General features: G+C 70.8%; 26 protein-coding genes and 1 pseudogene. 18 read left to right on the top strand and 9 right to left on the bottom strand.

The features are described 5' to 3' along the window. Positions 1-6 precede the first annotated feature (6 nt). Positions 7-543, bottom strand: a complete 537-nt coding sequence (locus OG349_RS08530) for a hypothetical protein (RefSeq protein ID WP_327234047.1) — start codon at positions 541-543, stop codon at positions 7-9. Positions 544-1,054: 511 nt separating this feature from the next. Here OG349_RS08530 and OG349_RS08525 point away from each other — a divergent pair. The 5 genes and pseudogenes from OG349_RS08525 (at position 1,055) to OG349_RS08505 (ending at position 5,292) form a co-directional block, all read left to right on the top strand. Continuing rightward, the gene (locus OG349_RS08525) at positions 1,055-1,912 is read left to right on the top strand and encodes an STAS domain-containing protein (protein WP_442806219.1); all 858 of its coding nucleotides are present in this window, start codon (positions 1,055-1,057) and stop codon (positions 1,910-1,912) included. Beyond that, positions 1,909-2,259: pseudogene (locus tag OG349_RS08520) on the top strand (STAS domain-containing protein); the annotation flags it as partial. The gene OG349_RS08525 and the pseudogene OG349_RS08520, both read left to right, overlap by 4 nt. An 89-nt stretch (positions 2,260-2,348) precedes the next feature. Continuing rightward, positions 2,349-2,747, top strand: a complete 399-nt coding sequence (locus OG349_RS08515; RefSeq protein ID WP_327234045.1) for an anti-sigma regulatory factor — start codon at positions 2,349-2,351, stop codon at positions 2,745-2,747. Next, positions 2,735-3,979, top strand: a complete 1,245-nt coding sequence (locus tag OG349_RS08510; RefSeq protein WP_327234044.1) for a SpoIIE family protein phosphatase — start codon at positions 2,735-2,737, stop codon at positions 3,977-3,979. Before OG349_RS08515 ends, OG349_RS08510 begins: the two co-directional genes overlap by 13 nt. A gap of 32 nt (positions 3,980-4,011) precedes the next feature. Further along, positions 4,012-5,292 (top strand): PP2C family protein-serine/threonine phosphatase, encoded by a 1,281-nt coding sequence (locus OG349_RS08505; protein ID WP_327234043.1) that lies wholly within the window; start codon positions 4,012-4,014, stop codon positions 5,290-5,292. 222 nt (positions 5,293-5,514) lie between these two features. On the opposite strand, the gene OG349_RS08500 is transcribed toward OG349_RS08505, so the two are convergent. Beyond that, positions 5,515-5,982: a hypothetical protein gene (locus OG349_RS08500; protein WP_327234042.1), complete on the bottom strand. Its 468-nt coding sequence runs from the start codon at positions 5,980-5,982 to the stop codon at positions 5,515-5,517. Then, positions 5,982-6,935, bottom strand: a complete 954-nt coding sequence (locus tag OG349_RS08495) for a hypothetical protein (protein ID WP_327234041.1) — start codon at positions 6,933-6,935, stop codon at positions 5,982-5,984. The genes OG349_RS08500 and OG349_RS08495 overlap by 1 nt, the downstream gene beginning before the upstream one ends. Before the next feature lie 373 nt (positions 6,936-7,308). Between OG349_RS08495 and OG349_RS08490 the strand changes: the two genes are divergently transcribed. Further along, positions 7,309-10,932 carry an nSTAND1 domain-containing NTPase gene (locus OG349_RS08490; protein ID WP_327234040.1) on the top strand — a complete coding sequence of 1,208 codons (3,624 nt, stop codon included), beginning with the start codon at positions 7,309-7,311 and terminating at the stop codon, positions 10,930-10,932. A 104-nt stretch (positions 10,933-11,036) separates the two neighbouring features. On the opposite strand, the gene OG349_RS08485 is transcribed toward OG349_RS08490, so the two are convergent. Continuing rightward, complete coding sequence (locus tag OG349_RS08485; protein WP_327234039.1) at positions 11,037-11,171, bottom strand: hypothetical protein; 135 nt, start codon at positions 11,169-11,171, stop codon at positions 11,037-11,039. Positions 11,172-11,334: 163 nt separating this feature from the next. After that, complete coding sequence (locus OG349_RS08480; protein WP_327234038.1) at positions 11,335-12,039, bottom strand: NTP transferase domain-containing protein; 705 nt, start codon at positions 12,037-12,039, stop codon at positions 11,335-11,337. Between the two features lie 156 nt (positions 12,040-12,195). On the opposite strand from OG349_RS08480, the gene OG349_RS08475 reads away from it, so the two are divergent. The 3 genes from OG349_RS08475 (at position 12,196) to OG349_RS08465 (ending at position 14,808) form a co-directional block, all read left to right on the top strand. After that, positions 12,196-13,401 (top strand): glycosyltransferase, encoded by a 1,206-nt coding sequence (locus tag OG349_RS08475; RefSeq protein ID WP_327234037.1) that lies wholly within the window; start codon positions 12,196-12,198, stop codon positions 13,399-13,401. 135 nt (positions 13,402-13,536) lie between these two features. Beyond that, positions 13,537-13,926: a signal peptidase I gene (locus OG349_RS08470; RefSeq protein WP_327234036.1), complete on the top strand. Its 390-nt coding sequence runs from the start codon at positions 13,537-13,539 to the stop codon at positions 13,924-13,926. A 156-nt stretch (positions 13,927-14,082) separates the two neighbouring features. After that, positions 14,083-14,808: a hypothetical protein gene (locus OG349_RS08465; RefSeq protein WP_327234035.1), complete on the top strand. Its 726-nt coding sequence runs from the start codon at positions 14,083-14,085 to the stop codon at positions 14,806-14,808. A 332-nt stretch (positions 14,809-15,140) separates the two neighbouring features. On the opposite strand, the gene OG349_RS08460 is transcribed toward OG349_RS08465, so the two are convergent. After that, positions 15,141-15,581 carry a hypothetical protein gene (locus OG349_RS08460; protein WP_327234034.1) on the bottom strand — a complete coding sequence of 147 codons (441 nt, stop codon included), beginning with the start codon at positions 15,579-15,581 and terminating at the stop codon, positions 15,141-15,143. A 267-nt stretch (positions 15,582-15,848) separates the two neighbouring features. Between OG349_RS08460 and OG349_RS08455 the strand changes: the two genes are divergently transcribed. From OG349_RS08455 to OG349_RS08445, 3 genes are read left to right on the top strand one after another with little or no spacing between them, the layout of a single operon-like run. After that, the gene (locus OG349_RS08455) at positions 15,849-16,337 is read left to right on the top strand and encodes a DUF4265 domain-containing protein (protein ID WP_327234033.1); all 489 of its coding nucleotides are present in this window, start codon (positions 15,849-15,851) and stop codon (positions 16,335-16,337) included. Between the two features lie 43 nt (positions 16,338-16,380). Beyond that, positions 16,381-16,773: a hypothetical protein gene (locus tag OG349_RS08450; RefSeq protein ID WP_327234032.1), complete on the top strand. Its 393-nt coding sequence runs from the start codon at positions 16,381-16,383 to the stop codon at positions 16,771-16,773. Positions 16,774-16,782: 9 nt separating this feature from the next. Beyond that, positions 16,783-17,583 (top strand): SAM-dependent methyltransferase, encoded by an 801-nt coding sequence (locus OG349_RS08445; RefSeq protein WP_327234031.1) that lies wholly within the window; start codon positions 16,783-16,785, stop codon positions 17,581-17,583. A gap of 120 nt (positions 17,584-17,703) precedes the next feature. On the opposite strand, the gene OG349_RS08440 is transcribed toward OG349_RS08445, so the two are convergent. Continuing rightward, on the bottom strand, positions 17,704-18,777 hold the full coding sequence (locus OG349_RS08440; protein ID WP_327234030.1) for an alkene reductase: 1,074 nt from the start codon (positions 18,775-18,777) through the stop codon (positions 17,704-17,706). 68 nt (positions 18,778-18,845) lie between these two features. On the opposite strand from OG349_RS08440, the gene OG349_RS08435 reads away from it, so the two are divergent. Beyond that, positions 18,846-19,271 carry a MerR family transcriptional regulator gene (locus OG349_RS08435; protein WP_327234029.1) on the top strand — a complete coding sequence of 142 codons (426 nt, stop codon included), beginning with the start codon at positions 18,846-18,848 and terminating at the stop codon, positions 19,269-19,271. A gap of 80 nt (positions 19,272-19,351) precedes the next feature. Here OG349_RS08435 and OG349_RS08430 read toward each other — a convergent pair whose 3' ends face one another. Further along, a complete protein-coding gene (locus tag OG349_RS08430) occupies positions 19,352-19,960 on the bottom strand; it encodes a TetR/AcrR family transcriptional regulator (protein WP_327234028.1) in 609 nt (202 codons plus the stop codon). Positions 19,961-20,051: 91 nt separating this feature from the next. On the opposite strand from OG349_RS08430, the gene OG349_RS08425 reads away from it, so the two are divergent. The 5 genes from OG349_RS08425 (at position 20,052) to OG349_RS08405 (ending at position 24,266) form a co-directional block, all read left to right on the top strand. Beyond that, a complete protein-coding gene (locus OG349_RS08425) occupies positions 20,052-20,453 on the top strand; it encodes an ester cyclase (RefSeq protein WP_327234027.1) in 402 nt (133 codons plus the stop codon). Between the two features lie 50 nt (positions 20,454-20,503). After that, complete coding sequence (locus OG349_RS08420; RefSeq protein WP_327234026.1) at positions 20,504-21,190, top strand: SDR family NAD(P)-dependent oxidoreductase; 687 nt, start codon at positions 20,504-20,506, stop codon at positions 21,188-21,190. A gap of 156 nt (positions 21,191-21,346) precedes the next feature. Beyond that, the gene (locus OG349_RS08415; protein ID WP_327234025.1) at positions 21,347-22,588 is read left to right on the top strand and encodes a serine hydrolase domain-containing protein; all 1,242 of its coding nucleotides are present in this window, start codon (positions 21,347-21,349) and stop codon (positions 22,586-22,588) included. Between the two features lie 165 nt (positions 22,589-22,753). Next, positions 22,754-23,209: a MerR family transcriptional regulator gene (locus tag OG349_RS08410; protein WP_327234024.1), complete on the top strand. Its 456-nt coding sequence runs from the start codon at positions 22,754-22,756 to the stop codon at positions 23,207-23,209. 13 nt (positions 23,210-23,222) lie between these two features. Next, a complete protein-coding gene (locus tag OG349_RS08405; protein WP_327234023.1) occupies positions 23,223-24,266 on the top strand; it encodes an NAD-dependent epimerase/dehydratase family protein in 1,044 nt (347 codons plus the stop codon). 86 nt (positions 24,267-24,352) lie between these two features. On the opposite strand, the gene OG349_RS08400 is transcribed toward OG349_RS08405, so the two are convergent. Beyond that, positions 24,353-25,621, bottom strand: a complete 1,269-nt coding sequence (locus tag OG349_RS08400) for an SGNH/GDSL hydrolase family protein (protein WP_327234022.1) — start codon at positions 25,619-25,621, stop codon at positions 24,353-24,355. Positions 25,622-25,741 lie beyond the last annotated feature (120 nt).

Raw genomic sequence — 25,741 nt, 5'->3', positions numbered from 1 at the left:
CCCGGGTCAGGGGGTGACCATGATCGCCTCGATCGAACGGTTCGCACCCGTCGTACCGACCGTGATGCGGCCGCCCGCCACCCAGCCCTGCCAGCCGTAGCCGCTCAGGTGCGCGTTGGCCGCCACGCTTCCGCCCTGGGTCTGGAACTCGACGGCCTCGATCGGCAGGGACTGGCCGGTGGTGCCGATCTCCAGGGTCTCGTTGTCCCCGACGCAGATCCAGGACTGCCAGCCGATCGTGGAGACGTGCGCACGCGCGCAGAGACCGGTCATGCCGACCGTGACGAATCGCAGCGCTTCGACGGCCCTGCCCTCGCCCGTGGTTCCCGCCATCACTCCGCCGCAGGAGTACGCACTCTCCCAGCCGATGCCCGCGACGTGCGCCTGGTAGCAGAGCACGCGGTTGGCCGCGGCCTGCGCCGTGCCCGTACCCGACTGCCCGCCCCCGGCGCCCCCGGCGGCCCCAGCGGTGCCGGCCCCGACGAGCGAGCAGCCGAGAGCGAGCAGGGCGCCTGCAAGAGCCATCGTCGGTGACTTGCGCATGGGTCATCCCCTCCCGGGGGTCGGCTCGACTTCGACAACCAGCGGCAGTGCGTGACAAGGATGTGCAACCGCCCCGCACACGGTCAACACCGCGTACACGGTCGCTCACCGTCCGGGCGGAGCCGGGCGAACCTGCGGGAGGAGCATCCACAACGGGTCCCGCCCGGGCGCTGGGCTCATGGGGGCCGATCGGCGTACGGCGGCCGGACCTCGGCCGCTCAGAGTCAGGGCGGTTCGGGGCGGTTCAGTGCCTGCGGCATCCGCCAGGGACGAAGAACCGGCGACCCGCCACCCATCATGACGTGAGGCGAGTCCTCGCCAGCGGCCGGCCCCGCCAGCGCCCTAACCACCACAAGGTCGGCACCGAGCCGCGGCGGGCCGGTGATAGGTCAAGCCGGGTGGGCGCTGCCGGACAGGCGCCGGAGATCATGAGGCCAGTGCCGGGAAGTTCCACGGATGGCCTAGTGTTCGGGAGACCTCTAGGTCTTCGTATCGAGCAAGGATGTGCGTTGTGGCTGGTGAAAACGTTACGGGGCGTCTGGTGGCCCTGCTGTCCGGTGGTGGCGACGATTTCGCCGCGAACTGGGTGGCGGAGGTGTCCGGCTCCCTGGGTGGGCGTGTCAGCCGTAGCGAGGTCGAACTGGAACTGCGTGAGCTGTATACCGCTCTGCTGGCCGCTCTTGGCCACGGAAGCATGGACGCTCACAGCGAGGCGTTCGGCGAGGTGCGCGCGCTTCTCACCGAGCTGTCACGCAACCGGGCCCGGCAGGGTTTCACCCCGTCGGAGACGGCGGTCAGCGTTCTCGCGCTGAAGACCGTCCTGGAGCCGACGCTCGCCGGCGGTGACAGCAAGGACCTGCGTGGCTACCTCCAGTTGTCCCGTCTCCTGGACAGCCTGAGCCTCTTCACCATCGAGACCTACACGCAGGCGCGCGAGGAGCTGATCAGCGCCCAGGCCGAGCAGCTGCTGGAGCTGTCCACTCCCGTGGTCAAGCTCTGGGACGGGGTGATCGGTGTTCCGCTGGTGGGCACCCTGGACTCGGCGCGCACGATGGTCGTGATGGAGAAGATGCTCCAGGCCCTCATCGACACCGGGTCCGAGCAGGCCATCATCGACATCACCGGTGTCCCGGCCGTGGACACCGAGGTCGCCCAGCACCTGCTGAAGACAGTCGTCGCCGCCCGGCTGATGGGCGCGGAGTGCACCATCTCCGGTATCCGCCCCCAGATCGCGCAGACCATCGTGGCCCTGGGCATCGACTTCGGCGACATCACCACCAAGGCCACCCTCGCCGACGCCCTGCGGCACGCGCTGCGCCGCTCGGGCACCACCCTGTCCGCCGACGGCAAGACCGGGCTCGGCCGATGAGCGAGCGGGTGCCGGTCCTGCGCATCGGCCAGGTTCTCCTGGTGTCGATCCAGACCGACCTGGACGACCACGCCGTCATGCTGCTGCAGGACGACCTGGCCGCGAAGGTCGTGGAGACCGGGGCGCACGGTGTGGTGATCGACATCACCGCGGTGGAGATCGTCGACTCCTTTGTCGGCCGGATGCTGTCCACCATCGCCTCCATCTCGCGCATGCTGGACGCGGAGACCGTGGTGGTGGGCATGCGCCCGGCCGTGGCGATCACGCTGGTCGAGCTGGGCCTGTCGCTGGGAGGTGTGACCACCGCGCTGACCCTGGAGAAGGGACTGCGCGCGCTGGAACGCTCCCGGGCCCTTCTGGACTCCGGGGCAGACACCGGCCCCGGCGGCGCCGAGGTGGCCGATGACGGGACGGCAGATCCCGACCAGGCCCTGCGGTGACCGAGCAGGAGCTGTCGATCACCGCCAACGACGGTGTCGTACTGGCCCGCCAGCTTGTCCGGTCGCTGGCGCAGGAGTGCCGGCTCTCGCTGGTCGAGCAGACGAAGCTGGTGACGGCGGCGAGCGAACTGGCCCGCAATACCTTGATCTACGGAGGGGGTGGCACCATGACAGCCGCTCTGATCTCCGAGCGGGGCCGGCGCGGCGTGCGCGTCGCCTTCGTGGATCACGGCCCCGGCATCGAGGACATCGATCTGGCCCTGACCGACGGCTGGACCTCCGGCAACGGCATGGGCCTCGGGCTGTCGGGCTCCAGACGGCTGGTCGACGACTTCCTCCTGGACAGCGCCCCTGGGCAGGGAACCACCGTCACGATCACCAAGTGGGCCCGGTGAGGACCGGCCCACTCCTCGTCGACTGCGAGGACGTCGCGTGGTTCCGCGACCAGGCCGACGCCGCACGCGGCGCCGCGGCGGCGCTGGGCCGGCGTACCGGACTCAGCGAGCAGCGCACCGCCGAACTGGGCCTGGCCGTCGCGGAGCTGGTGACCAACCTGGCCAAACACTCCATCGACGGGTCGCTCCTGCTGCGCGCGGTGCGCACGGCGGACACCGCGGGCGTGGAGGTGGTCGTGGTCGACAACGGGCCCGGCATGGCGGATGTGCCCGCGGCCCGGCTGGACGGTGTGTCCACCGTCGGCACCCTGGGTATCGGGCTCGGAGCGATAGGGCGGCTCGCGGACGTCTACGACGTCCATTCCCGGCTCGGCCACGGGACGGTTCAGCTGGCCCGGTTCTGGCCCCGCCCCGTGCCCCGCGACCTGAGCGGCCGGGAGCCGGCCGTGGGCGGCCTCACCCGCCCCATCAGCGGCGAACGGGTCTGCGGGGACGCCTGGGCCACCCGTATCGATCCTGACCGTCCGGAAGGCGACGCCGGAGAGACCGGCCGCCCCGCTCGTACGACGGCCGCACCCGACGCCGCCCACGCGAGCCCCTCCGCCACCAACTGGGCAGTCCTCACCGGCCTCTCGTCACCGGCGCGCGCCACGGGGCCTTCCCGCTCCCCGGTCCGACCGCGCGAATCGGTTCGTACGGTGCCGGTGCGCGCCGCGGTCGCGGGCCCCGGCGAGGGCGTCATGGTCATGCTCTGCGACGGGCTGGGGCACGGTCCGATGGCCGCCCTCGCCGGCCAGGCAGCGGTCCAGGCCTTCCGTACGAGTGACAGCCGCCTGCCCGAGCAGGCCATGCAGGACATCCACCGGGCCCTGCGCGGTACACGCGGAGCCGCGGTGGCGGTGGCCCGTATCGAACCGGACAACGGGCGACTGCTGTTCTGCGGGATCGGCAACATCACCGCGGCCCTGGTCACCGCGACCACCCGCAACAACCTGTTGTCCCATCCGGGCATTGTGGGGCACCAGACGCACACGCCCCGTACCTACGAGCACCCGCTGCCCGCCCACGGCGCCCTGGTCATGCACTCCGACGGGCTCACGGAACGCTGGACCCCCGCCGACCTCTCCGGTCTGCTTCCCCACCGGGCCACCGTGCTGGCGACCGGACTCATGCGCCAGGCCGGCACGCGCCGCGACGACGCCAGCGTGGTGGTCGCCAAGGGGCTCTGGTGACCGTGCCCACCGCTTTGATGACCGTCTCACTCGTGTCCGAACAGGACGTCTTCGCCCTGCGCCGCCAGGCCAAGACCGCCGCGGTCGCCGCCGGCCTGGAACCGCGCGACCAGGTCCGCCTGGCCGCCGCACTGAGCGAACTGGGCCGTGACCTGTTCCGCCCCAAAACGGCGATGACGGCTGCCTTCCTGCTCGACGAGACGTCCCTGCGGCTACGGGTCGATCTCACCTGGCCGGACGGACGAGTCCCCAGTACGGAGTCCCTCGACGCGGTCAGGCGACTACTGCCCCAGACCCACTACCGGTCCGAGTCGCCCGGCCGCCGCATCGAGGTGAGCTGCGCCCTGCCGGCGGTCGCCGGCACGAGAGCATCGGCGAAGGCCGTTCGAGCGGCCCTGCGCGCGGAAGCGCCCGCCACCGGCCCCTTGGACGACCTGCGGGCGCAGACCACGGACCTCATGGCCGCCTTGGAGGAATCCCGGGCCCAGCGCGACGAACTCGCCCGCCTGAACGCGGAACTGACGGAGACCAACCAGGGCGTCATGGCCCTGTACGCGGAACTGACCGCCGAACTCGAAGAGACCAACCGCGGAGTCGTCGCCCTCTACGGGGAGGAACACCAGTTCGCCCTGACCCTCCAGCGCACCTTCCTGCCGGAACACCTGCCCGACGTGCCCGGCGCGCGGCTCGCGGTGCGCTACCTGCCCGCCGCCGCCGAGAAAGAGATCGGCGGCGACTTCTACGAAGCCGTCATCACCCCCGCGGGCCTCCTCCTGGCGGTCGGCGACGTCGTCGGCCACTCCCTCCAGGCCGCGATCGTCATGGGCGAACTACGCCACGCCCTGCGCGCCTACGCCGCCGAGGCCCACCCTCCGCATGTCCTGCTGGAACGCCTGGACCACCTCCTGGGACTCCATCACCGAGGCTGGACCGCCACGGTGTGCGTCGTCCTCGTCGAACCTGGCCACGCGCGCATCCATGTCGCCAACGCCGGCCATCTCCCACCGCTGTTGATCTCGCCGGACGGTGAGGCCGGCTTCCTTTCCGAACACGGCCCGCTGCTCGGGATCGGCCTCCCGCAGCCTCCCGCCACCGTCCATGACACGACGTCCGGCAGTCGGCTCCTGATGATCAGCGACGGGCTCATCGAGACCCGCGACACCCATCTGTCCGACCGATTGAACGCACTACGCCTTGCGGCGCTCGCCGGGCCGACCGACCCGGAAGACCTCTGCGACAGCCTGCTGGCAGCGTTCGGAGCTGAGCAGGAGGACGACACCATCGTCTTCGCGGCCTGCTTGAACACAGCGTGACCGCCGCACTCGTGCGCAGTGTGGCCTTCGGCGGAGAACGGAGTCGGTGGCCCGGGTCGCTCAGGCTTTTCGACCGCCCCTTCCACGGTTACGACCCGGAGCGGACGGCCGAGCGGCCCCCCGCGGACACGGGCCGCCCCCGGAAGGCGTGAGCGCGGCTCACGTCTCCGTGCCGGTGAGCGCCAGGTACGCGGTCAACGGCACGGAGACGTGAGCCTGTTCCTACACCGGGCAGCCGTTTGTCCAGCGGTGGCTGGAGATGTTGTTGTTCATCGACTCGCCCTGTCCGGAGTTGCCGTCCCACAGGAAGTAGATGCCCGACAGGTTGTTGAGGTAGTGGCCGTTGGGCAGGCAGTTCTTGGCGCCGCCGTAGCCCGTGGTCCAGTACAGGTTGACGTCGTCGTACGAGCCGGCGTAGCCGCGGTTCTCCAGGGAGCTGGCCCTGTTCCGCATGGTCCCGTTGTTGCTGGATCCGGAGCACGTGGTCCAGTCCGAGTCGTCGCCGGCCCAGTAACAGTAGACGCCGCCCCTGTTGATGCCGTCCCACGCCCAGAGGTTGCCGTCCGGGGCGGCCATGGACGCGGAGGCGGACGACGCGGGGCTCGGGGCCGCCGCCTGTGCGGCGCCGGGGGCGGCGAACACGGCCAGGGCGGTGAGCGCCAGAGCGGACAGCGCGGTGTTGATCTTCATCACTGTTCTTTCCTTTTCTTCTCGGCAGGTTGGTCGGGCTGGTCCCGTTCGTTCCGGACGGTGGAACGACCGCGTTCCAGAGCGGCGGCTTCCAGTCGCCGCCTGGTGAGTACCTCGTCCGCGTACTCGTGCCGCAGGCGCTCGCCGTATCGCCGGTCCAGGCGACGGGCCGTATCGGAGAGGCCGCTGCTGATCGCGCATTCGGCCTCGGTGACCGCTGTACGTATTTCCCTCACCCGCGGAACGGCCTTGTCCGGGTCCAGGAACGCGGCGCGGGCTTCGTGAGGATCCGCGTACCGGGACCCCCTTTCCCGCATGCACGCCGACCACTTTCTGATCGAGTCGGCGTAGTCGGTATCGGCGGTGACCTGTGAGTAGCGGATCTTGTTGAGCGCGTCGGTCACCGTCGTGACGCGGAACCAGACAGCCAGGTCCCCGTAGAGCCTCTTCTGGGCCAGCGCGGTGCAGCCGCCGTCGACGCGTCCGAGCGTCGCGCCGTCCGGGGTCCTGGCCTCCAGGCGCCTCGCGGACGGTTCGCCGTGGAGGGCGTCCAGCGCGCGCTCGCGTTCCCTCGGCGACAGACCGCCGAAGTACCGCCGGTTCGGGTCGGATACGCGCAACTGATCGCGTCGGGCTCGGATATCGCTTCCGTAGCCGTGTGCGGATGCCCACGGCACATCGTCGATGACGTACGGGAATTCACGGTCCTCGGGCAACGGTTTCCGAGGGACGACCCACGTTTTGAAACCGCGGGATGCCATACACGAACGTGTCAGCGACTCCTCGGCGTCATGGAGCAGGTCCTTGTCCTGTTCGGTGAGTGGCCGCGTCCCGTACTCCGTCGTCGGCTGTTTTCCGGCGACCGGACGGGAGTCGGACACGCCGCAGGAGACCGTTGCCAGCGCGACCGCGGCCGCTGCCGTCATGGCGACCGCTCGCCGGTGAATCCGCATGCCGCCCTCCTTGGCGCATTCACGCTCCTCCCCCTCGTACGAGGTCTCTTTCCTACGGAAGGTGCGGGTGTTTCTGTGTGGTGTTTGTGGTGCCGCCCATAGGTATAGTCGCGAGGGGGTTGTTCAGCATGTGCACGTCAGGGTGGACAAACAACGTCTCAACCATGGGGGGACCGTGGGGCGTCCGGAGCGTCGGCTGGATCCGGAGGCGGGGCCGCTTGAGCGGTTCGCCTGGGAGTTGCGGCAGTTACGGGGAGCCGCGGGGGGCTTGAGCTACCGGGAGTTGTCCAGACGCGCGCATTTCTCGGTGACGGCGCTGTCCGAGGCGGCCGGTGGACGCGAAGTGCCCAGTCTGGGCGTCACGTTGGCGTACGTGAAAGCCTGCGGAGGGGACCGGGCGGCGTGGGAGCAGCGCTGGCTGCTGCTGACCGCCGAGCTGGCGGCCGGCGAGTCCGTCGAACCTGTCGCGGCGTTGGCGGACGCGCCCTATCTGGGGCTGGCCACCTTCGAACCGGCAGACGCCGAGCGGTTCTTCGGGCGCGAGCGGTTGGTGGGGGAGTTGTGCGCCCGGCTGGCCGAGAGCCCGTTTCTGGCGGTGTTCGGCGCTTCGGGGGCCGGAAAGTCCTCGGTCCTCAGAGCGGGACTACTGCCCGCGGTGCGGGCGGGAGGCGTCGAGGGCGGCCGACACTGGCCGACCGTCCTGCTGGTCCCCGGTGAGCGCCCGGTGGACGAACTGGCCGTACACCTGGCGAACCTGAACAACATCGCGGCGGGGTCTCTGGCTCACGCGCTGACCACCGCACCCGAGGGAATCCGTCTGACCATCCGTCAGACGCTGAGCGGTCTGCCGGAGACGGCGTGTCTGCTGATCGTCGTCGACCAGTTCGAGGAGGCCTTCACCCTCTGCCACGACGAGGGGGAACGAGCACGGTTCGTCGACCTGCTCGTGGCCGCCGCCGGAGAACCCCGGGCGCGGGTCGTGATCGGGACGCGTGCCGATTTCTACGCCCGGTGCGCGGAACACGCCGGCCTGGTGGCGGCGCTCGACGGTCGGCAGGTACTGATCGGGCCCCTCGACGAGGCCGATCTGCGCCAGGTCGTCGCCGGGCCCGCGAAGCGCGAAGGGGTCAGGGTCGAGCCCGAACTGGTCGAGGCCGTGGTGAACGACGCACTCGGCCAGCCGGGTGCGCTGCCGCTGGTGTCGCACGCGCTGCTGGAGACCTGGCGTACCCGGCGGGGGACAGCGTTGACGGCGGCCGGCTACCGGGCGGCGGGCGGGGTCCGCGGAGCGATCGCGCAGAGTGCCGAGCGGGTCTACGGCACGCTGGACGAGACGCAGCGAAGACTCTGCGGCCATCTGTTCGTCCGGCTCACCGCGTTGGGCGAGGGCACGGAGGACACACGCAGGCGGGCGCCACGCGCGGAGTTGCTGGGCGGTCCGGAGCGGGAAGCGGTCTCCGTCGTACTGGACCGGCTGATCGCGGCCCGCCTGGTGACCGTCGACGAGGAGTCGGTGACGGTCGCGCACGAGGCGCTCATCCGGGGCTGGCCACGGCTGCGCGCCTGGCTGGCGGAGGACCGCGAGCTACTGCGGGCCCACCGACGACTGACCCAGGCAGCGGCCGAGTGGGAGCAGCACGGGCGCGACGACGGCGATCTCTTCCAGGGGGCCCGACTGCTCGCCTGGGACGGGCGAAGTCTGGAGCGGTTCAACGACGTGGAGCGGGCCTTCCTGGACGCCGGCCGCTCCCGCCGCGCGTCCGAACGGCGGGGCCGCCGCAGACGGGTGCGGATCGGCGTGGCCATGTTCGCGGCGGTCGTGGCGGTGGTGGGAGCACTGGGCGGGGCCGCGCTGGTACAGAGCGACCGTACGGCGGTCGAGCGCGACCGGGCCGAGTCCCGGCAGCTCGCCGCCGAAGCCCGCAGCGCGCTGCGGACCGATCCCCGCGGGGCGTGGCTGCTGGCGCGGCGGGCGTACGCGACCTCGCCGACCGCGGAGGCCGAGGCGGTACTGCGGCAGGCCGTGGCCGACGACCGGACCGCCGCGGTGGTGCGGGGGCGGGACGGCCGGATGCTCGGAGTGGCGATCAGCCCGGACGGGAGCCGGCTGGTCGGCACCAGCGAGAACGGCGCGGTACGGATCTGGGGGTGGTCGGACGGCCGTGTCTCCGGGGACGCGCCGCGTGTGCTGCGTGGACACCGGGGCGAGGTGTGGAGCCCCGCCTTCACCCCCGACGGGCGGCGGCTGGCCACGGCGGGGCTCGACAGCACCGTACGGGTCTGGGATCTCTCCGGCCGACAGCGGCCCGTGGTACTGCGCGGACACCGGGGACCGGTGCGGAAGGTGGCGTTCAGCCCGGACGGGCGGCGGGTCGCGAGCGCCGGTGACGACGGCACCGTACGCGTCTGGGACGCCGCCGGTCGGGGAAAGCCGCAGGTCCTGCGCGGGCGGCAAGGGGGCGTGCTGGCGGTGGCGTTCAGCGCGGCCGGCCGGCACATGGTCACCGGCGGCAAGGACGGCACGGTCCGGATCTGGGACACGACGGGGAAGACGGACCCCGTGGTGCTGCGCGGCCACCAGGACGACGTCAAGAGTCTCGCGTTCAGTCCGGACGGCACCCGGATCGCCAGCGCCGGCATCGACGGAACGGCGCGGGTCTGGGACACCAGCGGGAAGACCGACCCCGTGGTGCTGCGCGGGCACGGCGGCACGGTAGAGGGCGTGGCCTTCAGCCCCGACGGCCGACAGGTGGCCACCGCCAGCGACGATGCCACGCTCCGCGTCTGGAATCCGTCCGGCGGCGGGAATCCCGTGGTGCTGCGCGGTCACGGTGCCGTGGTCTGGGGCGCGTCGTTCAGCCCGGACGGCACCCGGCTCGCCAGCGTCAGCACCGACGGAACGGTACGGGTGTGGGATCCACGCGGCCCCGGCGCGCCCCTCGTCCTGCGCGGACACGAGGACGCGGCCTGGACCGTCTCCGTCGGAGACGGCGGGCGGCGGGTGGCCAGCGGTGGCCAGGACGGCACGGTGCGGATCTGGGACCGGGCCCCGGGCCGCGCGGCACGGGTCCTGCGCGGACACAAGGGCGAGGTGCTCGGCCTCACCGTCAGCCGGGACGGGCGGACGGTGGCCAGCGGCGGCCAGGACGGCACGGTGCGGATCTGGGACCTCGTGGGGGCGGACCGGCCGGTGGTACTGACGGGCAGTGCGAAAGGCGCGTGGTCCGTGGCCCTCAGCCCGGACGGACGCCGCGTGGCCGGCGTCGACGGCTCCGGCGGGCTGCGGATCTGGCCGCTCGACGGCGCGAGCCGCCCCCGGGCGCTGCTTCTCCGGGCGGGAGACACGGTCTTCCGGTCCGTTTCCTTCAGCCCGGACGGCCGGCGCGTGGCCGCCGGCGGCGACGACGGAGCCGTACGGATCTGGGACTCCGAGCGCGGCGGCACCCCGCGCGTCCTGCGCGGACACGGCGGGCTGGTCTGGTCCGCGGCCTTCAGCCCCGACGGCCGGAAGCTGGCGAGCGTCGCCAACGACGGCCTCGTACGGATCTGGGACCTCGCGCGCGGCGGTGAACCCCTCGTGCTCCACGGCCACCAGGGCTTCGCCTGGAGCGTCGCGTTCAGCCCCGACGGGCAGTGGGTCGCCAGCGCGGGCAAGGACGGCACCGTACGTCTGTGGCGGACCGACGTGGGCGGCGAAGCGGTCACCTTCGGGGACTTCGGTACGTCGGTGGAGAGCATCGCCTTCGTCTCCGGCGGCCAGAACCTGGTCACCGCGCACGGCGACGGCACGGTCCGCCTCTGGCGCTGCTCCGCGTGCGAACCGGTCGAGCGGCTGACCACGAACAACGCCTGGGGCCGGCGGGAAGACCCCCCGACACCCCGGCGGACGAACAGCGCGGGGGCGCCGGGAGGTTCTTCCGTACGGGGGGAATCGGTTCCGCGGTACCGGGTGCGGCCGCTCACCGAGCCACCCCAAGCCGCCACGATCGGCCGCTGATCGACCCGGCCCCTCCCCGCCCCCGCCCTCAGACGTGTGTCACGGGCCTTGTAGAACTCGAGCCTCTACGCGCGTCGGGCGAGGACGAAATCACCCTCCGCTGATCACTCCACCCTCGCCGGCACCCGCACAACGAGTTCTTCCGGAGAGATGCCCAACTCCCGCGCCAGCGTTCCGATCCGCTCCCAGCCGTCGCCGTCGAAAGTGATCACCCGCCGGACCGGTGGCCCACTGCCCATGCTTCTACCATCCTCGCCCCGCTGAGGGATGCGGCGAAGTCTGAACGAGGGAAGACGCCTTGCGCGCCCTCAGGCGGACATCCATCAGGCGGCGACCGACTGTCTTCGCCACAGACCTCACGGACCGGTGGGGATCGGACGGACTCGACGGTGTGGGGGGCGGTCAGCCCGTGGGGGTGTTGAAGTTGACGATGCCCTCCACCATGAGAGCGACCGCGCCTGCCAATGGGTTGGGTGTTCCTGTGGCCACGACGTCGGGCAGCTTGTGCGCCTCACTCTGCGTTACGGCCACCATGCCCCAGAACGCGTTGAAGCCCGAGGGATCGGCCGGCTTGTCCGTGGCCGCCCCCACGGTCAGGACGCCTTCCACCTCGGCCACGGCCAGTGCGCCCATCTGCCGCAGCGTGTCGTGATTCCGTTCCTCCGCGGCCACGACACACCAGCCCGCCACCTCCGCCTGGCGCAGGGCGTGCAGGAGCTTGCCCGGGGTGTCCGACCCCACGACAACGATGTCGGGCAGCACGAGAGCCACCGGCCCCCGCGTCATCGGCAGGGCGGAGCGGATCGCCCCGTCGAGACCGGGTCCGCACGACTCGTTCTGGTAGACGAAGACCATCTGAAAGGTGTCGGCATAGCGGGCGAGGTAACTCACCGTCTCCAGTTTGTGTGTTCCGAACACGATGACCAGGCGCACGTTGAGTCCGCTCTTGGCGAGTTCGACGACGCCTTCCAGGCTGCGGTCCAGCACCGTGACCCCAGGAGCGAGACAGTGCAACTCCTTCGGGTAGGGCGCCCCGAAGCGTGTTCCGTACCCGGCACAGGGCAGGATGACCGAAACATCAGGTACGGGTGTGGACGAACTCTGCATCGCAGCACTCCGGTTGTGTGGACGATGGAGGATCTTGCACACCTCGCCGAGCACAGACTGCCCAGAGTCGACCGCCGCCGAACCTCCCGGCCCCGGGCAGGCCGACGCGCGCCGCCGCCACCGGTACGGCTCTGCCCCGAGGAAAGAGGACGCTGAATGCGGGTGCTGTTGTCCACATACGGGACACGTGGCGACGTCGAACCGCTGGTGGCACTCGCCGTGCGGCTACGGGCACGTGGCGTGGCCGTGCGGATGTGCGCCCCGCCGGACGAGGAGTTCGCCGAACGGCTCGACGGTATCGGAGTGCGGTTGGTGCCGGTGGGGCCGCCTGTCCGGGCGTTGATGCGCGGGAAGGTCCTGCCCTCGGCGACCGAACTGGCCTGCTACCGGGACGAGTTGGTCGAGACACAGTTCGACACCTTCCCCGCGGCGATCGACGGATGTGACGTCGTGGTGGCGGCAGGTCTGGGGCAGATCGCCGCGCGATCCGTGGCCGAGGCCGCGGGTGTCTCCTACGTGTACGTGAGCTATGCGGCGGTCCACCTGCCGTCGCCGCATCACGCGCCACCGCCGCGGCCGGGCTGGCCGGAGCCTGATGCCGCCGACAACCGGACACTGTGGGGGCTCGACGCCCGGAACGTCGACGCGCAGTTCGGCGAGGCGCTCAACCGTCAGCGGGCGGCGCTCGGTCTGGCACCGGTGAGCAACGTGCGCGATCACGTGATCACCGACCGTCCCTGGCTGGCGGCGGACCCGGACCTGGGGGCGTGGCGGGAGACCCCCGGCCTCGACGTCGTACAGACAGGCGCATGGACCCTCGCGGACGAACGCCCCCTGCCCTCGGACCTGGCGAGGTTCCTGGATGCGGGCAGTCCGCCGGTCTATGTGGGCTTCGGCAGTATGTCCCCGGCCGAAGGCGTCGGCTCCATGGCCGTCGAGGCGGTCCGTGCACAGGGGCACCGCGTGCTCGTGTCCCGGGGTTGGGCGGACCTGGAGCTGGTGGACGACGGGAACGACTGCTTCGCCGTCGGCGAGGTCAGCCATCGGAGCCTGTTCGGTGAGGTGGCCGCTGTGGTCCACCACGGTGGCGCGGGTACGACGCTGACGGCGGCCCGGGCGGGCACGCCGCAAGTGGTGATACCTCTTCAGCTGTCGGACAACCCGTACTGGGCCGGCCGGGTGGCGGCATTGGGCCTCGGCGCGGCTGTCGACGCTCCGACCACGACCGCGGAATCCCTGGGCGGCGCGCTCGAAACCGCTCTGTCACCCGGGACCCGGGCGCGTGCGAGGTCCCTGGCAGGCCGGCTCCGTACCGACGGGGCGGAGGTGGCCGCGCGCCGGTTGGTCGACGAGTTCCGGTGAACGACGCCGGTCCGTAGGGCCGATCCGGACGGGTCCACCCCCGGCGGGGTGGACCCGCTCCGCATGCCGACGTTCCGGCCTCGCGGTTGTCGGCTGTGGCTGACACCGCGCCCTCGGTTGCTAGCGTTCGGGTTCATGGACGACGGCGTGTACGTGGGCAATGCGGACAAGGAAGCGGCAGCTGACGGGGGATGGCTGCTCGGGCATTTCAAGGAGCGGGGCGATCCTCGCCACAGTGACGCCGTCGAGGTCAAATGGGGTGTCCATCCCCGCGGTGAGCGACGGGCGCGGTGGGTGAAGGGCGAGGTGCGGACGGCTCTGCTGGTTCTCGTCTCGGGACGCTTCCTCATGGAGTTTCCCGGCCGCAGCGTGCTGCTGGCGCGGCAGGGCGACTACGTCGTCTGGGGCCAGGGGGTGGATCACTCCTGGTTCGCCGAGGACGACTCCGTGGTCATGACCTTGCGATGGCCTTCTGTCTCTGGATACGCCGTCCCCGACGAGGAGTGCGGGGCACGACCGGAGTGAACCACCGGCCTCACGCGGGGGCCGCCTGACCGGCACCCGCTCATCCATCCGCAGTGACAACGCTCCGGACTCGACCGCTCTGAGTCATGGGCTACAACGGCGGCGCTCGATCGTGTGTCAAACCTGGGAGGCACTTGGGCGATTCAAGGAGAGAACATGCGAACGAAACGAATCACGGCGGCGTTGCTCGGACTGGTCCTGCTGACGGGTGGCAGCGTTGTGGCCTCCGGCGGCGTGGCGGTTGCCGCCGGAGGCGTGGCCGCCGGCGCGGCGCTGGACACCACTCCGCCGCCGGCGCCGAGCGTGCGTGCCTCGGTCGTGGCGCGGACGGTCACCCTGACCTGGTCGGCGGTGGCCGCGTCGGACCTCGCGGGGTATCTGGTGTATCGGTCGGACAGGACCCCGGTGACGCTGGATCCCGCGCACCTGCGCAGTACCGCGGCGCCGTTCAACGCACTGACCTTCAACGACTACCCGCCGGCGACCGGAGCGACGTACCACTACGTGGTTGTCGCCGTGGACACCTCCGGCAACCGGTCCGCCTCCGTAGCGGTGGCTGTTGTCTCCAGGGACCTGACTCCGCCGCCCGTTCCCACCGGAGTCACGGGCTTCATCGATCCGGTCACCCTTGAACTCACCGTCAGCTGGAACCCCAGGGCCGCGACGGACACGGAGACGGTCGGCTACCGCATCTGCTGGGGATCCGTCCCCAACGATCCCTGCTTCTACGACGCGTCGGCGCCGCTCATCACCGGCTACTCGTACACCGTGCAGCTGACCGGCACCTCTCCCGTACACCTGCGGGTGGGCGCCGAGGACGCGGCCTATCAGCGGTCCTGGTCCCCCCTCACGACCATCGGGGCGCCGGGCACAACGCCGTAGCCACGGCGGCGCCTCGATCCGACGATCAGGACGGTCGGCCGGCAGAAGCCGCGGTCAGGCCGGTCCTGGGAACCGCTGTCGCCCGTGATGATCGGAAAGTCCCCTCCGGTGACGTCCTGACGGCCTATTCGTCCCGGCGTGGCCCGCCCGGATCAGGCGCATCGCCAGGCGATCCACGAGCGCTCATGAGTGCGCCGGCCCGGCCGTCGCGTCGCACGGTCGAGTTCGCTGTCGGCCGGTGGCCTGGAATCACGTTTGCGAACGAGTGCGCGCCCTCATCTCCGCCACCGAGCGGCGGCCCGCCTCGCGGAGTCTGTGCTGGTGATGCCTCCTCAGCGGCGGCTGGTGGTCAGGGTGATGAGGAACTGGCCACCGCCCGGCTCGATGTCGGCGGTCACCGGCAGCCCCGGTACGAGTCGGGAGAACCGGTCCACCAGCCAGTCCGCCGCCTCTTGGGCGTCCCGCCTGGTCGGGCAACGGCCCACCATCTCGCGGCCCCCCTTGCGCTCCAGCCTCCCTGCAACGGTGATCAGCGGCGCTGGTTCGACCACGTACAGGCGGTCCGGCCAGGGGATGACCACCTTGACCGCACCCTTGCGGGTGTTGCATCCGCGGTGCGCGAGCCGCTCTGCGACCTTGGCCTTCCGGTCGGCGGTCCGGCTGTCGACGCTGGGCCCCCGGGGGTCGTTCACCGACTCGTCGGGGTCGACCGCTTCGTCACACACCCAGCAACGCCAGCCGTCGCGCTCGGCCACATCATCAAGGAGACTCATCCGAGCAAACTAGCCTGCCCGGCCGCCACCCCGCGCACCCGGGCCCGGCACACCCGACAACTCCTCGACCGTGGCGTGTACGAGCGGCTGGTCCACCAGGCCGGGGCGTTTGCCGGCCGTGCTTCACGCCTGGCACGGAGGGGAGCGATCAGCCCGCGAGTGTGGCCAATGAACGGGCGCGACCGCATGACTGACATCGCGTCGGCGTGGGGGTGCCAGGACGGCTGCCCCGTCATCGCTGGGGCCGGGGCTGGGGATGATTGGGCAGTGACGCGAAACAAGGACGACCACGTGAAGGTCCATTTCCGGCTGGAGGTGGACGAGGACGGCTGGCCGCCGGCGAACGTGGAGAGTTTGTGGGCGGTGGACCTGGGGGACGGGACTGTGCGTCTGGACAACACCCCCTGGTTCGTACGCGGGGTTGCCGGCGACGACATCATCCGGGTGGAGATCGACGACGAAGGCGTCCGCTGGGCCGGTGAGATCCTGCGGGCCTCGGGGAACTGCACCATTCGCCTGATCGTCCTGAGGGACGGCGGTTCGGGTGCTGCCCGGCGGACCGTGCTGGAGACGTTCCACGGCCTCGGCACGACCGGCGAGGGAATCGAGCAGTTCGGGATGGTGGCTCTCGACATACCACCGGGCGCGGACCTGCCCCGGATCCGGAAGCTCTTGGAACATGGCGAGGCCGAGGGGTGGTGGCAGTGGGAGGAAGGGGCCGTCACCGGTGCCTGGCGGGCGACGGCAGCAGCGTGAGCGCCAAGGTCATGGTGCGAGAAAGAGGCGCGGAGGACTGGGGATGACCATCCTTCGCTGCGTCAACTGCGGGCAGCCCTTGACGAGCGAGGTGGCGCTCGGGGAGCCGTCGAGGGGAGCTGAGTTGATGGCGGCCCACGAGATCGTCTCTCCCCGGATGGACGCCGGGACCTTCGAGGTCGATTTCGATGCGAGTCTGCTGATCCTGCATCCGGATGATGTTCCGGGGTCGGCGCCGCACCCGGATTCCCGCCGTCGCTCCGGTTGCTGCGGATTTGCCGGCCAGGACGGCCCCAACCTTGTATGCGGCGGCTGTGGTGTCGAAGTGGCGACCAAGGAGTCGGACTGCTGGACCGACAACCTCGTGGCGTTGATCGTGGCCGCGACGGACGTGGCCGGCAGCGGCCCGCTTCCTTTCCCTCTCCCTGACGAGTAAGGATCTCGGATGAGTGACTCCGTACGCCCCGGCATCAACGTCGTGCCGACCGTTCCCAACTCCGCGCGGATCTGGAACTACGCCCAGGGTGGTCGGGACAACTACCAGGTCGACCGGGACCTCGCCGACGTGATGACGGGCTCCTTTCCGGAGATCAGGACGGCGGCCGTGGAGTCGCGGGCCTTTCAGGAGCGGGTGTCTGCCCACGTGGTCCGGGAGGGCGGGATTCGTCAGTTCCTCGATCTGGGCGCCGGCATCCCGACGGGCGGCGGTACCCACGGGGTGGCGCAGGAGGCGGCTCCGGAGTCGCGGGTCGTGTATGTCGACAACGACCCCGTCGTGCTCGACCACGTCGGCTCGCTGCGGAGTTCGCCCGAGGGCAGGATCCGCTGCCTCCGGCGGGACTTCCGCGACGTGGACGCCGTCCTGGAGGACGCGTCGGAAACCCTGGATCTGGACAAGCCGGTCGCGCTGCTCGTCCTGTCCACGCTCGGCCACTTCCCGCCGGGTGAGGCGGCGGAGTTGGTGGAGCGGTACACGGGACGTCTCGTCCCCGGCTCGTACCTGGCCGTGTGCGACACGATCGAGACGCCCGGCGTGCTCAGGATGCAGGAGCACTACGTACAGGCTGATCCGGAGGGGGCGTACCTGGCCCGTACACCTGACCAGATCGCCGACTGCGCACGCGGCCTGACCCTGCTGCCGCCGGGGCTCGGCCCGCTGCCGGAACTGGTCCTGCCGACCGGGGTTACGGCTCCGGAGGGGGCCGACGCGTGCGTGCAGTGGGGGTTTCTGGCCGTCAAGCCGTGACGTGGCGGGTCCAGGAGCGCTCCGCCGACTTTGCACCCCGTCACGGAACGGATACGGGAACTCGCGGCGGCGAGCCGGAGAGGGGGCGGCCGGCACTGGGTCGTCCCCCTCGGCCCGGGGTCAATGCGCGTACTGGTGGGCCGGGTAGGTCAGGTAGCCCGCGTCACCGCCCTGGTAGTACGTGGCTTCGTCGGCGGGGGCGATCGGGAGTCCGCCGCGCAGCCGCTCGACCAGGTCGGGGTTGGCGATGAAGGCACGGCCGAAACTGATGAGGTCGGCGCCCAGGGCGAGCCAGTGGTCGGCGTCGTCCCGGCCGGTCTGCTTGGGGCCCATCGGAAGCACGGGGTTGACGACGAGCGTGCCCGGCCACGCCCGGCGCAGGGCGAGGAGCACCTCTTCGTCGGCGGTGGCTTCGAGGTGTACGTACGCCACTTTGAGGCGGGCCAGTTCGGTCAGCAGGGCGGTGTACAGATCGAGGACGTCGGTCTCCTGGACTCCCCAGAAGGTTCCTCCCGGTGAGAGCCGGATGCCGGTTCTGTCTCCGCCGACGGCCTCGACGGTGGCGGCGGCCGCCTCGACGGCGAACCTGATCCGCCCGGCGACCGGGCCTCCGTAACGGTCCGTGCGCCGGTTTGCGTTGGAGGAGAGGAACTGCGAGATCAGGTAACCGTTGGCGCCGTGCAGTTCCACGCCGTCGAAGCCCGCCTCGACGGCGCGGCGGGCGGCCCGGCCGTACGCCTGGGCGTGCTCGGGCACTTCGGCGGTCTCCAGGGCGCGTGGCGTCGGGGCGGGCTGGGGCCCGGTCGGGGTGAACACGTCGCCGACCGCGGGTATCGCCGAGGGCCCCACCGGCCGCATGCCGATGGTGTCGGGATGCGAGACCCGGCCGCCGTGCATCAGCTGGGCGAAGATCCTTCCGCCGTTGGTGTGGACGGCCGCGGTCACGGGCCGCCACGCGGCGACCTGCTCGTCGGTGTGCAGTCCCGGCGTGCCGGGGTTGGACTGCCCGATCGCGCTCGGCTGCACGCCTTCGCTGACGATGAGTCCGGCGGTGGCCCGCTGGGCGTAGTAGCGCGCCATGGACGGCGTGGCCAGACCGCCGGCGGCCGCCCGGACCCGGGTCATCGGGGCCATGACCACCCGGTTGGGCAAGGCCGTGCCGCCGAGCCGGTAGCTGGTGAAAAGGGTCGTCATGCGGGGCTCCTTCGCGGTCCGCGGTGCCCGGACGTCGGGCACGGCGACTACGCTAAAACCTCACATTGATGTCAGAGGCAAGCCGCTATGACGCGGGACATAGTCGGGAGGACTTCGTGCGGATCGGGGAGCTTGCGGCACGGGCCGAAGTCAGCGTGCGGTCGGTGCGCTACTACGAGGAGCAGGGGCTGCTGACCAGTACCCGCAGTGCCAGTGGGCAGCGCCACTACACGGACGCCGAGGTCGAGCGGGTCGTGTTCATCCAGCTTTTGTACGCCGGGGGCCTGTCCAGCCGCACCATCGTCGAGCTGCTGCCCTGCGTCGACGCTCCCAGTGAGGCGAACTCCGACTCCGCGCTGGAGCGGATGGAGCTGGAACGGGACCGGCTCTCCACGCGGATCGCCGACCTTCTGCGGACCAGGGACGCGCTCGACGGGCTGATGGCCACGGCCCGGGCGTACCGGGAACAGGTCGGCACGGCCGCGGCGGGCTGACGGGCTGACGGGCGACCACGGTCACAGCGCTTCGGCCGCCACGAGCGCGTGGAGTGGGGGCGGGCGCGCTGTGCGCGGGGTCAGGTGAGGGGCCAGTTGCGGAGGGTGGCTGCGGCCAGGGACTGGAGTTCTCCACGGGTGACGCCGCTTGCGGCTTGTACGGCCAGGCCGTTGGCGAAGGTGGTGAGGTGGCGCGCCAGTAGGGACGGGTCGGTCCGTGCGGGGAGGTCGCCTTCGTCCACCGCGCGCCGGAAGCGGTCCCGGACGCGGGTGTAGCCGTCGTTGCGCCAGGCGACCAGCAGGTCGCGGATCTCCTGGCCGGAGTCGCTGGTGGTCAGGGCGCCCTGGACACCCAGGCAGCCGTGGGGCTGGGCCGGGCGGGTGGTGGTCCGGATGGTGCCGGCCAGGATCGCGGTGGCGACGCCGAGGGCCGTCGGCTCCTCCAGGGCGCGGGCCAGGTAGGCGCTCGGGCCTTCGGTGTAGCGCTCCAGGGCCTTGCGGAACAGCTGCTCCTTGTTGCCGAAGGCCGCGTACATGCTGGTGGTGGAGATGCCCATCGCGTTCGTCAGGCCGGCCGTGCTCGCGCCCTCGTAGCCGTGCTTCCAGAAGAAGAGCATGGCGCGCTCAAGCGCTTCGTCGGCGTCGAATCCTCGCGGGCGGCCGATGGGGCCGGTCTGTTTTGTCTCCACACCCGGAGCCTACCCCTTCCGCATCGATCGTTGCGGAAGTGCTAACGTTCGACTTCCGCAGCGATCGCTGCGGAAGTCGAAGGGTTGTCTCATGTCCGACAGTGATCTGCGCGCCTTCTACCTGCGTTACGTCGAGGCGCTCAACGCCCACGAGTTCGACGGTATGGACGCGTTCATCAACGGCCTGACCACCCTGAACGGCGAGCCGGCCACCCGGGACGACCTCATCGCCGTACAGAAGCACGACGTGGACGCGGTCCCTGACCTCCACTGGGAACTCAAGGAACTGCTCTTCGACGGTGACCGGCTGGCCGCGCGCCTGGTCAACACCGGTACCCCGGTGAAGGAATGGCTCGGCGTGACTCCCACCGGCGCCTCGTTCGAGATCGTCGAGTACGCGATTTATCAGGTACGCGACGGACGGTTCGTCCACATGACCGCCCTGCACGACGCCGGTGAGCTCTCCCGGCAGCTGGCCGGTCGACCCTCCTGATCGGCGCGAGCCGACGGGCCACTTGAATCACTTACCTCGCGAGGATTCGCATGACCATCACACTGATCACCGGCGCCAACAAAGGCATCGGCTTCGAGACCGCCAGGCAGCTTCTGGCCTTGGGCCACGTGGTCTATATAGGCGCTCGTGACGCCGAGCGCGGCGAGAAGGCCGCGGCGGCGCTCGGTGCGCGATTTGTGCAACTCGACGTGACCGACGACACGTCCGTGCGCGACGCGCTGGCGGCGATCGACGCGGCCGAGGGCCGGCTCGACGTCCTGGTGAACAACGCGGGCATCCTGGGAGACGGAGTCGCCGACGGTCCCACGGCGCTCCGGGCCTTCGACACCAACGCGGTGGGGCTCGTACGGGTCACGGAGGCGGCGCTTCCTCTCCTGCGCAGGTCCTCGAACCCGACCGTGGTCACCGTTTCCAGCAGCGCCGGGTCCTTCTGGGCGGTGACCCATCCGGACCGGCCGGAGTACCACCTGCCGCTGGCCCTCTACTCCGCGTCCAAGGCCGCGGCCACCATGCTCACGGTCCAGTACGCCAAGTCCGAGCCGGGCATCAGGTTCAACGCGGTCGAGCCCGGCACCACGGCGACCGACCTGACCGCGGCGTTCGGAATCGGCAGGACGCCGGAGGAGAGCGCCAGGGTCGTCGTACGTTTCGCGACTCTCGACGCGGACGGCCCGACGGGGACCTTCCAGGACGAGAACGGTGAGGTGCCCTGGTAGCGGTGTGCCGGTCTGCCGGTGTAACGGTGTGGCGGTACGGCGTTACGGCTCCGAACGGGTGGATTCGGCGGAACACGTCCGGAAGCCGGGTCTCCGTGAGGGGTGCCGGTGGTGGTGTGGGGCCGTCCTTGCCCCGACCGGAAGAGGTGCCACGGTATGCGACGCACTCCCCGCCGCCGGCTGCTCGCCGCGACGCTGTTCGTGGCATCCGTGCTGATTCCGGTGACGGCGGCCCCCGCCGTGACCGTCCAGACCACGACCGTCCGTGCCGTGACCGCCGACCGGCACGAGGGGAGCGAGGGGAGCGAGGGGAGCGAGGCGGACCCGCGCCCGGCCGGTGGTCTCGGCCCCGAGCTGACCGCCCGGCTCGACAAGGCGATCGAGGACACCCGTCGGCAGGCGGCCATTCCCGGGGTTGTTGTCGGCCTGTGGATGCCGGGTAAGGGAAGTTACGTCCGGGCTACCGGCGTCGCCGACACCGTCACCCGCGAGCCGATGACCGTCGACCCCTTCGTACGGATCGGCAGCGAGACCAAGACCTTCACCGTCACCGCGCTGCTCCAGCTCGTGGACGACCACCGGATCCGCCTGGACGACCCGATCTCCCGCTACGTCCACGGTGTGCCGGACGGTCACCGGATCACGCTCCGTCAGCTCGCCGAGATGCGCAGCGGCCTGTTCCCGTACACCTCCGACGCGGACTTCACCCAGGCCCTGTTGAGCGACCCGGAGCGTTTCTTCACCCCGCACGAGGTGCTCGCGTACGGATTCAGGCACGCGAACACCTTCGCGCCGGGTGCGCGGTTCGAGTACTCGAACACCAACCTGGTCCTGCTCGGCCTGGTGATCGAGAAGGTGACCGGTCACCGGCTCGCGGACGTCATCGACCGGCGGGTGCTCCGCCCGGCGGGCCTGCACGCCACGCTGTTCCCGTACGGAACCGAGTTCCCCGAACCGCACCCGCACGGGTACACCGACCAGACGCTGAGCGGAGCGGTCGCCGACGCCACGGACTGGAATCCCAGCTGGGCCTGGGCCGCCGGGGCGATGATCTCGAACCTGCACGACCTGCGCCGCTGGGCGGACGTCGTCGCCACCGGAAAACTGCTCAGCCCGCAGACCCAGGCGCAACGCCTCAAGACGCTGCCGACCGGCTTCCCCGGCACCACGTACGGTCTCGGCATCTTCGAGACCAACGGATGGATCGGGCACAACGGCTCCATCCCGGGGTACGAGACGGTGACCGTGTATCTGCCCTCGGAGAAGGCCACCCTGGTGATCATGATCAACACGGACTCGACCGTGGACGGTCAGGAGCCGTCCACCCTCGTCGCCCGCGCGGTCACGGCGGTCGCCACCCCCGACCACGTCTACGACGGTGCGGTCGTCACGCCCTGAACGGTGTGGGGAGCCGGCGTGTGGAGCCGTTCGGCGGCTGAATTTCCGGCGGGAGCGCCCCTGAGCTGCGGCTCAGGGGCTTTCTGCGTGGTGTCCGTACCGATGGGCGATGCTTCGCGCACGCGGGCTTGACTTCAAGCGCTTCAAGTATCGGAGGCTTCTCTCATGACGGCAGCGACCGGAGAGCAAGCAGTGGGTCTGACCATTCAGGAGATGGCGCGGCGGTCGGGTTTCAGCGAACCCACGCTGCGCTACTACGAGAAGATCGGCCTGCTGGGAACGGTCGGCCGGGACGAGTCCAGCGGTCATCGCCGGTACGAGCCGGACACCGCGGCCCGCATCGAGGCACTGTCGTGCCTGCGTTCGGCGGGGATGACGGTGAGCGGGATGCGCCGCTACCTGGACCTGCTGGCGCAGGGGGCCGCTGCCGCCGCCGACCAGCAGGAGCTGTTCGCCGCGCAGGCGCGGAAGCTGGCCGCCGACATCGAGCAACTCCAGCTGCGCCTCACCTATCTGCGGCGGAAGGCGGACCTGTGGGACGCCCGCGTCCGTGGGGACGCCGAGGCGGAGAAGCGGGCGGTCGACGACGTCATACAGGTAGTAGAAAAATTCTCCTATTGAGGGGCTCACTGGTATGGAAACTGTCTTGGTCACCGGTGGTACGGGCTTTCTCGGCGGTCACTCCGTCGCCCGGCTGCTGCGCGAGGGCTACCGGACCCGGGTGACGGTCCGGGAGCCCGGACAGCGGGCCGGGGTGCTGGCGGCGTTGCGGGACGCCGGGGTCGACCCGGCGGACCGGCTGGAGTTCGCCGTCGCCGACCTCCGTACCGACGCCGGGTGGGACCGGGCCATGGAGGGCGCCGGACATGTCCTTCACCACGCCTCACCCTTCCCGTCCACACCGCCCGACACGGAGGACGAACTCATCCTGCCCGCCCGTGACGGTGCGCTGCGCGTCATCTCCGCCGCTCGCAAGGCCGGGGTCCCCCGGGTCGTGATGACGTCCTCGTACGCCGCCGTCGGCTACACGCTCAGGCCCGACAACCACTACACCGAGGCGGACTGGACCGATCCGGACACCGCGGGCCTGCCCGCCTACCACAAGTCGAAGGTCCTGGCGGAGCGTGCGGCTTGGAGCGATGTCCGTACGCACGGAGGGGTCGAGTTGGTGGTCATCAACCCCACCGGCATCTTCGGCCCGCAGCTGGGCGACCGGCCCTCCGGCTCGCTCGGCCTGGTACGGGGCATGCTGACCGGGCAGATGCCGACGGTGCCGGTCATGTATTTCGGTGTGGTGGACGTACGGGACGTCGTGGACCTGCACCTGCGGGCCATGCTGCGTCCCGAGGCGGCGGGCGAGCGCTTCATCGCCGTCAGCGGCGCGTCGGTCAGCTTCTTCGGCATGGCGCGGATCCTGCGGGAGCACTTCCCCGCCGCTGCCGCCCTGCTGCCCTCCGCCGAACTGACCATCGAGCAGGTACGGGAGGCCGCGAAGACGCAGCCCGCGCTGCGGGACGCGGCGACCTTGCAGGGCCGGATTCCCGTCATCAGCAACGAGAAGGCCCGCTCGGTGCTGGGCTGGGAACCCCGGGACGTCACCGAGACGATCGTGGCGACCGCCGAGAGCCAGATTCGGCGCGGCCCGGCCCTTCAGGAGAACCCCGGGCCCCGGTCATGACGGGCCGGGGCGAGGGCGGCGGCGTCCGACCCGGCCTCGGCCGGACCGTGCCGGTGGACGCCGCCGCCCCGCGTCGGAGTGTGCTTCTAGCGTGAGCACCCCAGGGCGTTCACGTTCACCGTGTCCGCCATCAGCTTCATCCCCGCGTCGTTCGGGTGCAGGTGATCGCCCGCGTCGTACGCCGGGAGCATCTTCGTCGGCGCCGCGGGATTCCGTATCGCCGCGTCGAAGTCGACCACCGCGTCGAACGCGCCGCTGCGGATGAAGCGGTTCACCTCCTGGCGGATGGCCTCACCGTTCGCGTTCCACTCGGGCCAGCCCTCGTACGGCATGACGGTCGCGCCCACGACACACGCGCCCCTCGCCCGGGTCCGGTCGATGATCTGCCGGTACGCGGTGATCAACTGGGCGGCCGTCGGGGCCGGGTTGGCCTTGATGTCGTTGACGCCTTCGAGCAGGATCACCGTACGCAGACCCCGCTGGGACAGGACGTCCCGGTCCAGCCGCTTCAGCGCGCTCACCCCGGCGCCGTCGGTCAGCACCTTGTTGCCGGAGATGCCTTCGTTGGCCACGCCCTTGAGGGTGGTGCCCGTGGTGGCCTGGAGACGGGCCGACAGCAGGTCCGGCCAGCGGCGGTTGGTGTCCGGCGTGGAGTTCGAACCGTCCGTGATCGAGTCGCCCAGGGCGACCACCGCTCCGGTGCCCGCCGGTGCGTCGGCGACCACGGCGTCGAGGTAGTAACGGAAGCCCGTGGTCTGCGTGTAGGCCGTGGCCGCCTCGGCCGCCGCGTGGTTGCCGGCGGGTGCGATGTACGAGGTCTGACGGCCCATCTGGTGACCGGTCGCGGTACCGGCCGCGCTCTGGACGTAGATGCTCACCGCGAGATCGGCCTGCGCCCGTACCGTACCGGGCAGCGGGTCGCTGTACACCGACCCGCCGGCCGGTACGGTGACGGCCGCCGCCCCGCCGAAGGTCAGGGCCCGGTTCGTACCGGGCGCGACGGCGGCCCCGGACGCGCGTACCCCGACGTAGGCGCGGCCGAAGGTGACCGGCTGCTCACCGAAGGCGTTGGAGAGGCGGATCCGCAGGGCGCTGCCGCCCGCGCTGGTGCGGATGACGAGGCGGTGCGTCCGCCCGGCCACCGCCGCGTCGAGCCGGTCGGCGCTCGCGCCCCAGGTGACGACCTGGGTGGTCGCGGCGGCGGACGTGGCCCGGGAAACGGTCCGAGAGCCGGTCTGCGATTCCGCCCGGGATTCCGCCTGCGACACGGCCGGTGTCAGCAGGGCGGTGGTGAGCGTCAGAGCGAGGAGGGTGCTCGCGCGGCGGGCGCGGCGGAGTGACTGCGGTCTGTTCATAGCGGGTGAGGTCCCTCTCATCGTGGCCATGAGCATGTCACCTCACTGCACGGACGGAGCCGGCTCCCGGTTCAGGGCGGGCCGCTCCGTGTGCTTCCGCTCCGCGCGGGCATCCGTCCG

The organism is Streptomyces sp. NBC_01317 (assembly GCF_035961655.1).
Taxonomy (GTDB): Bacteria; Actinomycetota; Actinomycetes; order Streptomycetales; family Streptomycetaceae; genus Streptomyces.
The sequence above is the reverse complement of the archived record's forward strand: the minus strand, read 5'-3'. Positions and strand labels throughout refer to the sequence as shown.